This window comes from Pseudomonas sp. FP2300 (assembly GCF_030687595.1).
GTDB lineage: Bacteria > Pseudomonadota > Gammaproteobacteria > Pseudomonadales > Pseudomonadaceae > Aquipseudomonas > Aquipseudomonas bijieensis.
In genome coordinates this window covers 2,010,219-2,024,012 of sequence record NZ_CP117440.1, presented here as the reverse complement: position 1 = coordinate 2,024,012, position 13,794 = coordinate 2,010,219, and the positions used below count along the sequence as shown (strand labels likewise).

Here is a 13,794-nt window from a genome sequence, read left to right as displayed (position 1 = left end):
AAAAAGGTCGCGTCACTGTAACGCTGCTCATTGAAGAGGATAAGTGAAACCGTGGCGAGGGAGCTTGCTCCCGCTGGACTGCGCAGCAGTCCCTTTTTGTGAGCGCTTCGCACTCAAGCGGGAGCAAGCTCCCTCGCCACAATGAACTTCACCAGCCTTCAGTACACAGTATTACCGTTGACCGCCCTTCACTCAATCAGACCGCAGCCTGTCCCTCAGCCAGGAAGAACCAGGTTTCCAGCACAGAGTCCGGGTTCAACGAAACGCTTTCGATGCCCTGCTCCATCAGCCATTTGGCCAGGTCCGGGTGGTCCGAAGGACCCTGGCCGCAGATGCCGATGTACTTGCCGGCCTTGTTGCAGGCGGCAATGGCGTTGGCCAGCAGCTTCTTGACCGCCGGGTTACGCTCGTCGAACAGGTGGGCGATGATCCCGGAGTCGCGGTCCAGGCCCAAGGTCAGTTGGGTCAGGTCGTTGGAACCGATGGAGAAACCGTCGAAGAACTCGAGGAATTCTTCCGCCAGGATCGCGTTGGACGGCAGCTCGCACATCATGATCACGCGCAGGCCATTGTCGCCACGGGCCAGGCCGTTTTCCGCCAGCAGGTCCACGACCTGGCTCGCTTCGCCCAGGGTCCGGACGAACGGCACCATGATCTCGACGTTGGTCAGGCCCATCTCGTTACGCACGCGCTTGAGGGCACGGCATTCGAGCTCGAAGCAGTCGCGGAACGATTCGCTGATGTAGCGCGAAGCACCACGGAAGCCCAGCATCGGGTTTTCTTCTTCCGGCTCGTAGAGCTTGCCGCCGATCAGGTTGGCGTATTCGTTGGACTTGAAGTCCGACAGCCGCACAATGACCTTTTTCGGCCAGAACGCCGCCGCCAGGGTGCTGATGCCTTCCACCAGCTTCTCGACATAGAAGCCGACCGGATCGTTGTAGCCGGCAATACGCTTGTCGACGCTGTCCTTGATTTCCTGCGGCAGGCCGTCGTAGTTCAGCAATGCCTTGGGGTGCACGCCGATCATGCGGTTGATGATGAACTCCAGGCGGGCCAGGCCCACGCCAGCGTTCGGCAACTGTGCGAAGTCAAAGGCACGGTCCGGGTTGCCGACGTTCATCATGATCTTGAACGGCAGGTCCGGCATGGCGTCCACGGAGTTCTTCTTGATGTCGAAGCCCAGTTCGCCTTCGAAAATGTAGCCGGTATCGCCTTCAGCGCAGGAAACGGTCACGCCCTGGCCGTCCTTGAGCAATTCGGTGGCGTTGCCGCAACCCACCACTGCCGGGATACCCAGTTCACGGGCAATGATCGCCGCGTGGCAGGTACGACCACCACGGTTGGTGACGATGGCGCTGGCGCGCTTCATCACCGGTTCCCAATCCGGGTCGGTCATGTCGGAAACCAGTACGTCACCGGCCTGGACCTTGTCCATTTCCGAGACGTCCTTGATGATCCGCACCTTGCCGGCGCCGATGCGCTGGCCGATGGCACGGCCTTCCACCAGCACGGTGCCGGTTTCCTTGAGCAGGTAGCGCTCCATGACGTTGGCCTGGGTGCGGCTCTTCACGGTTTCCGGACGGGCTTGCACGATGTACAGCTTGCCGTCGTCACCGTCCTTGGCCCACTCGATGTCCATCGGGCACTTGTAGTGCTTCTCGATGATCATCGCCTGCTTGGCCAGCTCGCTGACTTCGGCGTCGGTCAGGCAGAAACGCGCGCGCTCGGCCTTGTCCACGTCGACGGTTTTCACCGAACGACCGGCCTTGGCTTCGTCGCCGTAGATCATCTTGATGGCCTTGCTGCCCAGGTTGCGCCGCAGGATGGCCGGGCGGCCGGCTTCCAGCGTGCCTTTGTGGACGTAGAACTCATCCGGGTTCACGGCGCCCTGCACGACGGTTTCACCCAGGCCATAGGCGCCGGTGATGAACACCACGTCACGGAAGCCCGACTCGGTGTCGAGGGTGAACATCACGCCGGCGGTGCCGGTTTCGGAGCGGACCATGCGCTGCACACCCGCGGACAGGGCAACCAGCTTGTGGTCGAAGCCCTGGTGCACGCGGTAGGAAATGGCACGGTCGTTAAAGAGAGAGGCGAAGACTTCCTTGGCGGCACGGATGACGTTTTCCACGCCACGAATGTTCAGGAAGGTCTCCTGCTGGCCAGCGAAGGAGGCGTCCGGCAGGTCTTCGGCGGTGGCCGAGGAACGCACGGCGACGGCGACATCGGGATTGCCCTCGGACAACTTGGCGAACGCGGTGCGGATCTCGGCATTCAGTTTCTCGGGGAACTCGGCTTCCATGATCCATTGGCGGATCTGGGCACCGGTCTTGGCCAAGGCATTGACGTCATCGACGTCCAGGGCATCGAGCGCATCGTGGATCTGCTTGTTCAGGCCGCTCAGTTCCAGGAAATCACGATAAGCCTGAGCGGTCGTGGCGAAGCCACCTGGCACCGATACGCCGGCACCGGCGAGGTTGCTGATCATCTCGCCCAGGGATGCGTTCTTGCCCCCCACATGCTCCACATCATGGACGCCGAGCTTATCGAGGGAAACTACGTACTCTACCAAGGTGATCTCTCCACTAACTGTGTTGGAAAAGCTCAAGGCACCGGAGGCTCCAGGGGAGCGATTACCGGCGATATGGCCTGGACCTGGAAAATAAGTGAGAATGCGGGCCACTGGCGGCCAGCAAATCGCGCCTATCATATCCAAGAATCGTTACTAGCTTAAGGCCCAAGGCGCAAATGAAACGATCTGCTTTCTTTATCTCCGACGGCACCGGCATCACGGCCGAAACGCTAGGCCAAAGCCTGTTGGCGCAATTCGAAAACATTACCTTCACCAAAGTGACACGTCCGTACATCGACAACGTCGACAAGGCGCGGGCCATGGTACAGCAAATCAATAAAGCCGCCGAAAACGACGGTTTCCGCCCGATCATCTTCGATACCATCGTCAATCAGGACATCCGTGAGATTCTCGCAACGTCCAATGGTTTCATGATCGACATTTTTTCCACCTTCCTGGCCCCCCTGGAGCAGGAACTGAGCGAGCACTCGTCCTACTCGGTCGGCAAGTCCCATTCCATTGGACACAACTCCAACTACATGGAGCGGATCGAGGCAGTCAATTTCGCGCTGGACAACGATGACGGCGCGCGCACGCATTATTACGACAAGGCCGACCTGATCCTAGTGGGCGTGTCGCGCTGTGGTAAGACACCGACGTGCCTGTACATGGCGATGCAATTCGGTATCCGCGCGGCCAACTATCCGCTGACCGAAGACGACATGGAGCGCCTGCAACTACCTAGCGCCCTGCGCGCCCACCAGCACAAGCTGTTCGGCCTGACCATCGACCCGGACCGCCTTACCGCGATCCGCAACGAGCGCAAGCCCAACAGCCGCTATTCGAGCTACGCCCAGTGCGAATTCGAAGTGCGCGAGGTGGAAAACCTGTTCCGGCGGGAGAACATTCCCCATATCAATTCCACGCATTTTTCCGTGGAAGAGATTTCGGCGAAGATCCTGGTGGAGAAAGGGGTGGAGCGGCGGTTCAAATAAACCCATCCCCCCTGTGGGAGCGAGCCTGCTCGCGATAGCCGAGTGTCAGCCAACATTAATGTTGCTGATCCACCGCAATCGCGAGCAGGCTCGCTCCCACAAAAGAACCTGTGGCGTTCCTGGTCAGCGCTTCAACCGCTTGACCAACGCCTGCCCCACCTCCAGCGCCGACGCCGGGTTTTGTCCCGTGATCAACTCCCGATCCGTCACCACATGGGACGTCCACGGCGCGGTGTTGCTGCTGTAGTGCCCACCGGCCTGCTCCAACGCGGTTTGTGGATAGAACTTCATGCTCCCGCCGCCCAGCAGCCCCTTGGCCAGCTCTTCTTCCTGATTGCTGATCACCGTCATCTTGTACCCCGCGTAGATCCAGTCGGCCTGGGCCGAGGCCTGACCATTGGCGGCCAACTGGCCAGTGAAGCCCTTGGCGTCGGCCAGGGTCGACAGAAACGCTATCGGCCCGTGGCAAACCAGCGCGGTGGTCTTGCCCTGGGCATGGAAGTGCGTCAGCACCCGGCCCAGCGGTGCGCTCGTGAGCAAATCCTGCATCGGTGCATGCCCACCGGGGATGTACAGGGCGTCGAACTGCTCCAGGCCGATCTGCTCGGCACGAGCCAGACTGATCACCGGAGAGTCCTTGGCCGACGTGATGTTCAACTGCGCCAGCAACGCCTGGTAGCGCTCCAGCTCCGCCGAGTCGTTATTGAAGTACATCTTGTCCAGCGAGGACCGATCCAGCGTCGGCGCCTTGCCCTCGGGCGTCGCGAACGTCACCTGGTGACCGGCATCCAGCAGCAGTTTCACCGGTTGCAGCAATTCGTTGAGGTAAAACCCGGTGGAGAAGACCTTGCCATTTTTCAGATCCAGATGATCGGAATCGGACAGGACCACCAGCACGTTATCGGCATGGGCCACGACACTGATGCCTGCCAGTACAACAGATGTTGCCAAGGACGTGAGCTTTTTCATGATGACTCCAGGACGCTTCGATAAAAGATGCGCTCACTGTATTGATGCGCCTACCGGCGATAAACTGGCGCCTCTGAACATCACCTGGCCCCTGGAGGCAACAATGCCCCGTCGATTCGATTACCTGGCCGACGTGGAAGCCTTCGTCACGGTCGTGGAAAAAGGCACCCTCAGCGCCGGAGCCGTGACGCTGGGGACCACGCCTTCGGTCCTGAGCCGCGCCATCTCCCGCCTCGAAGCCCGGCTCGGGGTGCAACTGCTACGACGCACGACACGGCGGCTGAACCTGACCGATGCCGGTGCCCTGTACCTGGAACAGTCGCGCTCGGCCTTTGCCCTGATTGACGATGCCGAGCGACGAATCCAGGGCCAGGACGGCGTCCTGTCCGGTCGCGTGCGCTTGAGCGTGCCGACCACCTACGGCCATTACCGCTTGCCATCGCTGCTGTCGCGCTTCGGCCAGGCTTTTCCACAGGTACGGGTCGAGCTGAGCATTACCAACCGCAATGTCGATCTGGTGGCTGAGGGGTATGACTTGGCGATTCGTCTCGGGCCGCTGCCGGACAGCGGATTGGTCGGCCGCAAGCTCGAAGACGCCCGCCTTTGCCTGGTAGCCGCGCCGCAATACCTGGAACGCGCCGGAACGCCCCGGCACCTCGACGAATTGGCAACCCACGCCTGCCTGCCCTTCGTGATGCCCAGCAGCGGACGCATCGCACCCTGGCTGTTTCGCATAAACCATGAAGATCGGGAATGGCTGCCGGCGGGCAATGTCCAGGTGTCCGACGATGTGCTGGGTATCGTGTCCCTGGCCCAGGCCGGGATGGGGATCTGCCAGACCTATGACTTCATCGTCCGGGAACGAATCGCGCGGGGGGAATTGGTGGCGTTGCTGGAGGACGTTGGCGGACGCAGCCGACCGTTTTCAATCATTTACCCGCCCCATCGACAATTGCCGGCGGCGGCGCGGGCGTTGATTGACTTTATAGCAAGAGCGGACGCCACCTGCGGGAGCGAGCCAGCTCGCGATAGCATCACCTTGGCCTGACTGACAGACCGAGGTGCCTGCAGCGCGAGCTGGCTCGCTCCCACAACATCCCTGACCTACTGGGCCAATGCCGCCTGCTCTTCCATCTTCTTGCGCAAGCTCAGCGGGCGCATGTCGGTCCAGACTTCTTCGATGTAGGCCAGGCAGTCCTTCTTGAATCCGCTTTTGCCTACGGTACGCCAGCCTTCGGGGACGGCCTTGTAGTCCGGCCAGATCGAGTACTGTTCTTCGTGGTTGACCACGACCTGAAAGACGATGTCCTCGCGGTCGAATACTGAAGTCATGGGTGTTTCTCCATCGTTGCTCGAGGTTCGCTACGTCGTATGCGCAGCGGGATATGAAAGGAACGTACGGGACCGGGTGAAAATTAGGCGCCAGCGACAGCAGCAGCCAAGGCGCGTCCGAAAATCTCGGCGACCCGGTCGATTTCCGCTGCCGTGATGATCAGCGGCGGCAGAAACCGCACCACGCCGCCCTGCCGGCCACCCAGCTCCAGGATCAGCCCGCGCTTGAGGCATTCGCGTTGCAGCCGTGGTGCCAGTCGCGCATGCACCGGCGGATGGCCCAGGGCATCCGACTTACCCGTCGGCTCCACCAGTTCGACCCCGAGCATCAGCCCGCGACCACGGATATCGCCCAACTGCGGGAAATCCCGCTGCAGGATGTGCAGGTGCTCACTCAAGCGCTCGCCCATGGCGGCGGCGTGAGCCGACAGGTCGTGCTCCAACAGATAGCGCATTACCGCGGAACCGGCGGCCATGGCCATCTGATTGCCGCGGAAGGTCCCGGCATGGGCGCCCGGCAGCCAGGTGTCGAGCCAGTCGCGATAAACCACCACCGCCAGCGGCAGGCTGCCGCCGATGGCCTTGGACAGCACCACCACGTCCGGGATGATCCCGGCATGCTCGAACGCAAACATTTTGCCGGTACGGCCGAAGCCGCTCTGGATTTCGTCGACGATCAACGCCACTCCCGCCTGCTCGGTGATTCGCCGCAAGCCACGCAGCCAATCCAGATCAGCCGGAATCACCCCGCCCTCGCCCTGCACCACCTCGACGATCACCGCCGCCGGCAATTGCACGCCAGCCTCGGGGTCATTCAGCAGGTTTTCCAGGTAATGCAAGTTGGCCTTCACGCCCGCCACACCGCCCAGCCCGAACGGGCAGCGGTAATCGTAGGGGTATGGCATGAACTGCACACCGCTGCTGAGCAAAGCGCCCAGGGGTTTCTTCGGCCCCAGGCTGCCCATCAGGCTCAACGCCCCCTGGCTCATGCCGTGGTAGCCGCCCTGGAACGACAGCACGGTGCTGCGTCCGGTGGCGGTGCGCACCAGCTTGAGGGCGGCTTCCACCGCGTCGGTGCCGGTGGGACCGCAGAACTGGATCTTCGCCTCGGCGGCCAATTGCGCCGGCAACAGGCCGAACAGGTCCTGGACGAAACGGTCCTTGACCGGCGTGGTCAGGTCCAGGGTATGCAAGGGCAGCTCGTCGGCCAGCACCTGCTGGATCGCTTCGATCACCACCGGGTGGTTATGCCCCAGCGCCAGTGTGCCGGCACCAGCCAGGCAATCGATGAAGGTGCGGCCCTCGACGTCCTCGACATACACCCCCTTGGCGCGCTTGAGGGCCAGGGGAATGCGCCGTGGATAACTGCGGGCATTGGACTCCTGCCGACTCTGGCGAGCCAGCAACGGCGACTCATTGAACTGGTAGAGCGTCTCGGCCGGTGCCGGGCTGACCCGGGCCGGTTGTGCTTCGATAAGGCTGTTGGCGACTGACATCTCTCGACCCCGCAATAATGACCCAAACGACACACCGGGCAGGTGCGCATCCGGTCGAGGCGCACGTGCAGGTTTCCTGTTGTGGAAACGCATCAGCCGCGAAGGGATTTACTCTCGGCCAGAACTTTCGCCGTCGGCGCGATCAATGGCTTGTGCATCGCAATGGCCTTGACCCCACCGATGGCGAAGGCGTCCGAGCTCTGCTCGAACCCCAGGCGTCGATAGAAGGCACGGCTGGTACGCGTGCTGTTGAGGCGCACCCGGGTCACCCCACGCCCGCGCAGCCACGCCTCGATGTCCCGCACCAGCGCCTCGCCGACACCACGGCGAAAAGACTCTGGCTGCACGTAGCAGAAGGCGATCCGGCCGCTGACCGAAGCCATGGCGACACCCACCGGCCGCCCCTGCAAACGCGCCACGGTCAGGCGCAACCGTGGATCGGCCAGCCAGGGGTGGATATGAGTGAAGGTGTTGTTGCGTACCCAGGCGGCCACGATGCCGGGGTCGTTACGGTGTTCGGCGGCACACCCGACCCGGATGGAGCGCTCGGCGATCCGGCTGATGATGCCAGCATCGCTGGGGGTGGCCGTGCAGATTTCGATGAAGGTATCCATGGCGCGGTTTTCCTCAGTCCTTGAGTCGAGCTGAAAAAAACATAGACCCGGATCAGGTGGGCGCGCCAATGGCAGGTCGTTACAGCAGATGTATGCGAAGGAGCAAAACGAGGGGGAATTGAACCTGTGGGAGCAAAGCTTGCGCGCGATGGCATCACCTTGCTCAGCAATCAGACCGAGGTGCCTGCATCGCGAGCAAGCTTTGCTCCCACAGGTTTGGCACCGGCAGGTTGTGTTTGCACAGGGGATTAACCCGGCAACACCTGCACCGGCATCGTCAGCTCGACCCGCAACCCATCCGGGCGGCTATCGAAATGCAGGCCGCAGCCGCAACGCTGGACGATGGCCTGGACGATCGCCAACCCCAGCCCGCAGCCGGTGCTCTGGCCGTTGCGCCAGAAGCGTTGGGTCAGGTGCTGGATGTCGTCGGCGGCGATGCCGGGGCCATGATCGCGGACCTGGAAGCGCACGCGCTGGCCGATCATCTCCAGGCTCAATTCCACGTCGGTATCGACCGGGGTATGGCGCAGGGCGTTATCCAGCAGGTTGCGCAAGGCGGCGATGGAGAGCACCGCTGGCATCTGCACCGGTGCGTCGGACACCCCTGGAGAAAGATGCAGCTTGATTCGCCGGGAATCACTGCTGGCCGCATCCTGAATCGCCAACCGCGCCACCTGTTCGGCATTGCATTGCACGCCATCGTCGAACGACAGGCTGCCTTCGACCCGGGCCAGCAGCAGCAATTGTTCGAGCGTGCGGTGCAAGCGGTCGGCTCCCTCCTCGGCCCGGGCCAGGGATTGGTCGCGGGCGACGCCCTCGGTCATGCGCGCCACTTGCAGGTGGGTCTTGATGGCGGTCAGCGGGCTGCGCAGCTCGTGGGCGGCATCGCCAGTCAGCCGGCGCTCGCGCTCGATGGTCTTGCCGATGCGCTGGAACAATTGGTTCTGGGTTTCCAGCAACGGTCGCAACTCACTGGGCAGCGGATGGATCTGCAAGGGTTCCAGTGAATCGGCACTGCGCCGCATCAACGCATCGCGCATGCGATTGAGTGGCGCCAGGCCCTGTCCGATGCCCAGCCAAAGCAAGCACAGGCAACCGAGCAACGCCACGCCCACCGGCACCGAGGCGGCCAGCAGTATCGACATGTTCAAGGCTTCGCGTTCGATCTGGCGGTCGGCGGTGGTGATGCGCAGATCGCCCCGGGCCAGGGTGAAGCTGCGCCAGGGCGCGCCGTCGATCATCTGGTCGTGAAAGCCCATTTTCTCGGCTTCCAGGGTCTGTTCCGGGGTGCCGTGGCTGCGGGCCAGAATCTCCCCGCGCAAGGAGCTGACCTGGCAGGCCATGCCGCCGGGAATGCTCAATTGCTCGGAGCTCAAATGCGTGCCGTCGCCCTTGCTGGGCAACGGCGGCATCTGCTCCAGCAACCCGGCGACCATCCGCGCCGAGGCCACCAGGCGTTGATCGAGGGAAAACATCATCTGGTTGCGCAGGTCGCTGAGCATCCACGCCGCGGCCAGCGCCCAGATCAAGGCAAAGGCCGCGCCGAGGGTCAGGCTCAGGCGCAGTCGCAGGCTCATCACTTGGAGGTTTCTCCACCGTCGGCCGGCCCCAGGCGATAGCCCAGGCCGCGCACGGTCTCGACAATCCCGTTACCCAACTTGCGCCGCAGGTGATGGATATGGACATTGAGGGCGTTGCTTTCCAGTTCGTCGTTGAACCCGTAGACACTGTCCTTGAGTTGCTCGGTGGACAGCACCCGGCCACGACTGTGCAGCAGTGCCTGCAACAGCGATTGCTCGCGCCGGGACAGATCCACCGGTTGGCCGTCCAGGGTGGTTTCCCGGCTGCTGGGATCGTAGGTCAGGCGGCCGTGCTCGATCAGGTTGACGCTGCGCCCCGCCACGCGCCGCAGCAACGTGTGCAGGCGCGCCGCCAGTTCGCGCAGGTCGAAGGGCTTGAGCAGATAGTCGTCGGCACCGGCCTGCAAGCCGTCGACCCGGTCGGTCACCGAGTCCCGGGCGGTGAGGATCAGCACCGGTGTCTCCAGCCCCTGCTGGCGCAGTTGCCTGAGCAGCTTGAGACCGTCCTCGTCGGGCAGGCCCAGGTCCAGCACCATGACATCAAACTCCGCCACGCCGACCATCGCCCGCGCCGCCGATGCGGTGGCGACGTGTTCGACAGTCAGGCCCTGCGCCGTAAGGCCGGCAACGATCCCGCTGGCAATCAACTCATCGTCTTCGCAAACCAGTACGCGCATGGGTAAGCCCCGTGGAAAAAGGTACATTAGGCCGCCGGCCGATTAAGCCGACATTATGCGACGAGTACGGCAAACATGGGCGATCATCGCTACCTGCCGGTCGTCGTCGGGTTAATCGACGGTTAATCGCCAGCCGCCATTGTGTTTTCCACTCGCTTCGTTCTAAGGCTTTATCCATGCGTCGATTGTTTTTGCTGTGGCTGTTCCTGATCTCGGGCCTGGCCCAGGCCGCCAATCCCTTCGAAACCAAACCGGACTTCCTGCCGGTGGAAAAGGCATTCGTGTTTACCTCCGAACGCCTGGATTCCGGTGAAACCCAGCTGTTCTGGCAAATCGCCGATGGGTACTACCTGTATCAGCAGCGGCTCAAGTTCGATGGCCTGGCCGAGGCCCAGAAACCGAAATTGCCCGAGGGCGAGGCCCACAGCGACGAGTTTTTCGGCGACCAGCAAGTCTACCGCCAAGCGCTGGAGCTGAAGATACCCGCCGGTGCCACGGGCAAGATCAAGGTTGGCTTCCAGGGCTGCGCCGACGCGGGCCTGTGCTATCCCCCCCAAACCCAGGTGGTAGACCTGGGTGGCAACGCACCTGTGGCGGCCACTGGCGAGGCGCCAGACCAGGCCCTGGCCAGCGGCCTGCAACAACGGGCCTTGGGCTGGAGCCTGCTGGTGTTCTTCGGTTTGGGCCTGCTGCTGGCGTTCACCCCTTGCTCGCTGCCGATGCTGCCGATCCTGGCCGGGCTGGTGGTGGGCAGCGGCGCCGGGCCAAGACGCGGCCTGGCCTTGGCCGGCAGCTACGTGATCAGCATGGCCCTGGTGTATGCGGCCATGGGCGTGCTCGCCGCGCTGCTGGGGGCCAACCTTCAGGCGCTGCTGCAACAACCGTGGCTGCTGGGCAGCTTCGCGGCCGTATTCGTGTTGCTGGCGTTACCCATGTTCGGCTTCTTCGAATTGCAATTGCCGGCGGCCCTGCGTGACCGCCTGGAAAACGCCGGACGCCGGCGGCGCGGCGGCAGCCTGGTGGGTGCCGGTATTCTCGGGGCTCTGTCCGGCCTGTTGGTAGGCCCGTGCATGACCGCTCCGCTGGCCGGCGCGCTGCTGTATATCGCCCAGAGCGGCAATGCGCTGCACGGCGGGCTGATCCTGTTCACCATGGGCATCGGCATGGGCTTGCCGCTGTTGCTGCTGGTGACTGTGGGCAACCGCTTCCTGCCCAAGCCCGGCGCCTGGATGAACCTGCTCAAGGGCGTGTTCGGCTTCCTGTTCCTGGGCACCGCGCTGCTGATGATTCGCCCGATCATCGATGGCTCGTTGTGGGTCGGCCTGTGGGGCGTGCTGTTGTTGATCGCCGCCTACAGCGCCTGGCGCCAGACCGAAGGGTTCGGTCGCATTGCCTACGTCTGCGGCAGTGCTTCGCTGCTGTTCGGCCTGTGGGGCAGCCTGCTGGTGATTGGCGCCGCGGGCGGTGGCGATGATTTCTTCCAGCCCCTGAAGGTGTACGCCGGTACCAAGGGCAGTGCGACCGTCAGTGCCCATGACGCGTTCGTCACGGTCAGCGAGCCCGCCGCCCTGCAACGGGAACTGGACGCCGCCAAGGCCCAGGGCCAATGGGTGCTGCTGGACTACTACGCCGACTGGTGCGTGTCCTGCAAGATCATGGAAAAACAGGTATTCGGCCGCGCCGAGGTGCTGGACGCCCTGAAAGGCGTGCGCCTGCTGCGTCTGGACGTCACCGCCGACAGCCCCGCCAGCCGCGAACTGCTGAGCCGTTACCAGGTGCCGGGGCCGCCGAGCCTGCTGTGGATCGGTGCCGACGGTGCAGAGCGCCGCAGCCAGCGGATCACCGGGGAAGTCGATGCCAAGGTGTTCCTGGAGCGCTGGAACCTCACTCGGGACGCGCGCTGATGCTGACGCTCACCCTGGGCACCTTTGCCATCGCCCTTAACCACCTGTTGCTGATCAGCGCCCTGGCGCTGGCGACCTTCGTGGGCTGGCGGGTGGCCAAGCGTGGTGGCGAAAACCCCGAGTCGGTGCTGTTCGTGCTGTTTTTACTGGGCCTGCTGGCGGCGCGGATCGGTTTCGTCGCCGCCTATTGGCAACATTACCGGGATGACCCGTGGCAGATCGTCGACCTGCGCGACGGCGGCTTCCTGGCCTGGCCGGGCATCGTGGCGCTGCTGATTGGCGCCTTGTCGTGGGCCCGGCACCGCCCGGCCCTGCGTCGACCGTTGGGCTTCGGCGTCGGCAGCGGCCTGCTGTTCTGGCTGGTGGCGACCCTGTCGCTGACGATTTATGAACAGGGCACCCGACTGCCGGACATCAACCTGCGCACCGCCACCGGCGAGACCGTAAAGCTCACCGATTACCAAGGTGGCCCACTGGTGATCAATCTATGGGCCACCTGGTGCCCGCCCTGCCGGCGTGAAATGCCAGTGCTGGAAGAAGCCCAGCAACAGCGTCCGGACCTGACGTTCCTGTTCGTCAATCAGGCCGAAAGCATGCAAAGCGTCAGCACCTACCTCGCCACCCAAGGCTTGAGCCTGACCAATGTGCTGTTCGATGGCAGTGGCCGCCTCGGCCAGGCCGTCGGTTCCATGGCCCTGCCGACCACCCTGTTCTACAGCGCCGATGGCCGCCTGCTGGGCAGCCACCTGGGTGAATTGTCGGAAGCGAGCCTGGCTCGTGCCCTGGAAAACTTCGAAACGCCGGACTCGTCCACGAAGCCCCACTCCGCCACAAGGAAACTGCCATGCCCCGCCTCCGCCACCTGCTGACCCTGGCCGTTGCCGCCACCCTGTCGCAGGCCCCGCTGCTCCAGGCCGAAGAATTGCCTGCGGCCATCAGGAAGATCGAAGCCAAGGGCGCGAAAATCGTCGGCACCTTCGAGGCGCCGGACGGGTTGCGCGGTTACGCGGCGCAATACCAGAACCGAGGCATGGCGCTGTACCTGACCCCGGATGGGCAGCACGTCCTGTTGGGCAACCTGTACGACGCCGACGGCAAGGACCTGAGCGCCGAGCCACTGCAAAAACTGGTCTATGCACCGATGGCCAAGCAAATCTGGGCGAAGATGGAAGCCAGTAACTGGATCGCCGACGGCAACAAGGACGCACCGCGCACGGTGTACCTGTTCAGCGACCCGAACTGCCCTTACTGCAACATGTTCTGGGAGCAGGCACGGCCCTGGGTCAAGGCCGGCAAGGTGCAGTTGCGGCACATCATGGTGGGCATCATCCGCGAAGACAGCCCAGGCAAATCCGCCGCCTTGCTGGCGGCCAAGGACCCGGAAAAAACCCTGGCCGAGCATGAAAAGGCCGGCAAGGGCAGCCCGCTCAAACCGCTCAAGGACATACCGCCCGCCATCCAGGCGAAACTGGACGCCAACCAGCAGTTGATGGACGAGCTGGAACTGTCCGCCACCCCGGCGATTTTCTATCTGGATGAAAAAGGCGACCTGCAACAGCAGCAAGGCGCGCCGTCGCCGGACAAGCTGGTGAAGATTCTCGGGCCGAAGTGATACAAAAGCCCAAAACAGCTCTTGTGGCGAGGGAGCTTGCTCC

At 63.2% G+C, this 13,794-nt stretch carries 12 protein-coding genes; 5 read left to right on the top strand and 7 right to left on the bottom strand.

Going from position 1 to position 13,794, the window contains the following annotated elements:
• Positions 1–196: 196 nt before the first annotated feature.
• Entirely contained in the window at positions 197–2,572 is a 2,376-nt protein-coding gene (gene ppsA, locus PSH86_RS08920) for a phosphoenolpyruvate synthase (protein ID WP_109751503.1), read from the bottom strand.
• 176 nt (positions 2,573–2,748) lie between these two features.
• Between ppsA and PSH86_RS08915 the strand changes: the two genes are divergently transcribed.
• Complete coding sequence (locus PSH86_RS08915) at positions 2,749–3,567, top strand: pyruvate, water dikinase regulatory protein (protein ID WP_109751501.1); 819 nt, start codon at positions 2,749–2,751, stop codon at positions 3,565–3,567.
• A 123-nt stretch (positions 3,568–3,690) separates the two neighbouring features.
• Here PSH86_RS08915 and PSH86_RS08910 read toward each other — a convergent pair whose 3' ends face one another.
• A complete protein-coding gene (locus PSH86_RS08910; RefSeq protein WP_305489264.1) occupies positions 3,691–4,536 on the bottom strand; it encodes a type 1 glutamine amidotransferase domain-containing protein in 846 nt (281 codons plus the stop codon).
• A gap of 103 nt (positions 4,537–4,639) precedes the next feature.
• Between PSH86_RS08910 and PSH86_RS08905 the strand changes: the two genes are divergently transcribed.
• Positions 4,640–5,584, top strand: coding sequence for a LysR family transcriptional regulator (locus PSH86_RS08905; RefSeq protein WP_116831811.1), 945 nt, complete (start codon positions 4,640–4,642; stop codon positions 5,582–5,584).
• A gap of 56 nt (positions 5,585–5,640) precedes the next feature.
• Here the strand turns inward: PSH86_RS08905 and PSH86_RS08900 are convergent, their stop codons facing one another.
• From PSH86_RS08900 to PSH86_RS08880, 5 genes are all read right to left on the bottom strand, one after another.
• Positions 5,641–5,868, bottom strand: a complete 228-nt coding sequence (locus tag PSH86_RS08900; RefSeq protein ID WP_109751498.1) for an MbtH family protein — start codon at positions 5,866–5,868, stop codon at positions 5,641–5,643.
• Positions 5,869–5,951: 83 nt separating this feature from the next.
• Entirely contained in the window at positions 5,952–7,364 is a 1,413-nt protein-coding gene (locus PSH86_RS08895) for an aspartate aminotransferase family protein (protein ID WP_109751497.1), read from the bottom strand.
• A gap of 92 nt (positions 7,365–7,456) precedes the next feature.
• A complete protein-coding gene (locus PSH86_RS08890; RefSeq protein ID WP_305489261.1) occupies positions 7,457–7,978 on the bottom strand; it encodes a GNAT family N-acetyltransferase in 522 nt (173 codons plus the stop codon).
• A gap of 248 nt (positions 7,979–8,226) precedes the next feature.
• Positions 8,227–9,558 (bottom strand): ATP-binding protein, encoded by a 1,332-nt coding sequence (locus PSH86_RS08885; RefSeq protein WP_116831808.1) that lies wholly within the window; start codon positions 9,556–9,558, stop codon positions 8,227–8,229.
• A complete protein-coding gene (locus tag PSH86_RS08880) occupies positions 9,555–10,235 on the bottom strand; it encodes a response regulator (RefSeq protein WP_109751494.1) in 681 nt (226 codons plus the stop codon). The genes PSH86_RS08885 and PSH86_RS08880 overlap by 4 nt, the downstream gene beginning before the upstream one ends.
• A gap of 176 nt (positions 10,236–10,411) precedes the next feature.
• Here PSH86_RS08880 and dsbD point away from each other — a divergent pair, with 176 nt between their 5' ends.
• The 3 genes from dsbD to dsbG are packed head-to-tail and all read left to right on the top strand — an operon-like array spanning position 10,412 to position 13,751.
• Positions 10,412–12,139 (top strand): protein-disulfide reductase DsbD, encoded by a 1,728-nt coding sequence (dsbD, locus tag PSH86_RS08875; protein WP_305489258.1) that lies wholly within the window; start codon positions 10,412–10,414, stop codon positions 12,137–12,139.
• Positions 12,139–13,008: a TlpA disulfide reductase family protein gene (locus PSH86_RS08870; RefSeq protein ID WP_163854742.1), complete on the top strand. Its 870-nt coding sequence runs from the start codon at positions 12,139–12,141 to the stop codon at positions 13,006–13,008. The genes dsbD and PSH86_RS08870 overlap by 1 nt, the downstream gene beginning before the upstream one ends.
• Positions 12,984–13,751 carry a thiol:disulfide interchange protein DsbG gene (gene dsbG, locus PSH86_RS08865; RefSeq protein ID WP_305489256.1) on the top strand — a complete coding sequence of 256 codons (768 nt, stop codon included), beginning with the start codon at positions 12,984–12,986 and terminating at the stop codon, positions 13,749–13,751. The genes PSH86_RS08870 and dsbG overlap by 25 nt, the downstream gene beginning before the upstream one ends.
• Positions 13,752–13,794: the final 43 nt, after the last annotated feature.

Coding starts and splice junctions, on each gene's coding strand:
- PSH86_RS08870 (WP_163854742.1), top strand. CDS start 12,139: ATGCTGACGCTCACCCTGGGCACCTTTGCCATCGCCCTTAACCACCTG.
- PSH86_RS08895 (WP_109751497.1), bottom strand. CDS start 7,364: ATGTCAGTCGCCAACAGCCTTATCGAAGCACAACCGGCCCGGGTCAGC.
- dsbG (WP_305489256.1), top strand. CDS start 12,984: ATGCCCCGCCTCCGCCACCTGCTGACCCTGGCCGTTGCCGCCACCCTG.
- dsbD (WP_305489258.1), top strand. CDS start 10,412: ATGCGTCGATTGTTTTTGCTGTGGCTGTTCCTGATCTCGGGCCTGGCC.
- PSH86_RS08915 (WP_109751501.1), top strand. CDS start 2,749: ATGAAACGATCTGCTTTCTTTATCTCCGACGGCACCGGCATCACGGCC.
- PSH86_RS08910 (WP_305489264.1), bottom strand. CDS start 4,536: ATGAAAAAGCTCACGTCCTTGGCAACATCTGTTGTACTGGCAGGCATC.
- PSH86_RS08905 (WP_116831811.1), top strand. CDS start 4,640: ATGCCCCGTCGATTCGATTACCTGGCCGACGTGGAAGCCTTCGTCACG.
- PSH86_RS08890 (WP_305489261.1), bottom strand. CDS start 7,978: ATGGATACCTTCATCGAAATCTGCACGGCCACCCCCAGCGATGCTGGC.
- PSH86_RS08880 (WP_109751494.1), bottom strand. CDS start 10,235: ATGCGCGTACTGGTTTGCGAAGACGATGAGTTGATTGCCAGCGGGATC.
- PSH86_RS08900 (WP_109751498.1), bottom strand. CDS start 5,868: ATGACTTCAGTATTCGACCGCGAGGACATCGTCTTTCAGGTCGTGGTC.